The organism is Shimia sediminis (assembly GCF_003990645.1).
Classification (GTDB): domain Bacteria; phylum Pseudomonadota; class Alphaproteobacteria; order Rhodobacterales; family Rhodobacteraceae; genus Shimia; species Shimia sediminis.
In genome coordinates, this window is the sequence record NZ_RYZK01000093.1 from 1 (window position 1) to 620 (window position 620).

Below are 620 nucleotides of genomic sequence, written 5' to 3' on the forward strand. Positions count from 1 at the left end.
CACACGTCAAAATGAAGTCCAAGTTTATCCTTTTCGCCTTCCTGGCTATCGTTTTAGCAGAAGAAGCGAAGAAAGACGTCGAAAAGAAAGAGGTCGAGCAGAAAGATGTCAAGAAGAACGAGAAAAGAGGGTTGCTCCTGGGAGATCACCACGGATTTGGAGGAGAAGATGAACTATTCTCTGGAGGGTTAGGATCACACGATCTTGCATTAGGAGGTCATGATTTCGGTGGTCACGATTTTGGTGGTCATGATTTTGGTGGTCATGATTTTGGTGGAGGTCACGGCCTGGATCTTGGTGGTGGTTTGGGGGGAGGCCATCATATAGAAGAACATAATGTGAAAGCAATAACCATCGAAAAGAAAGTACCTTATCTAGTTCCACATGCTGTTCCTTATGAAGTGAAGAAGCCTTACCCTGTTCACTACCCTGTCAAAGTTCCAGTGGAGGTACCAAAAGCTTACCCCGTTGAGAAACCAGTGCCTGTACCTTACGAAGTTAAGAAATTCTATCCAGTATCTGTAGATAAACCAGTACCTTATCCAGTCAAAGTTCCCATCGACAGGCCCTACCCCGTCCACGTCCCTAAACCGTACCCAGTCACTGTAGAAAAACATATT

1 pseudogene is annotated in these 620 nt (G+C 45.2%); it reads left to right on the top strand.

Annotated features, from left to right (window positions below):
* Positions 1 to 620, top strand: a pseudogene (locus EK369_RS23000) (hypothetical protein); the annotation flags it as partial.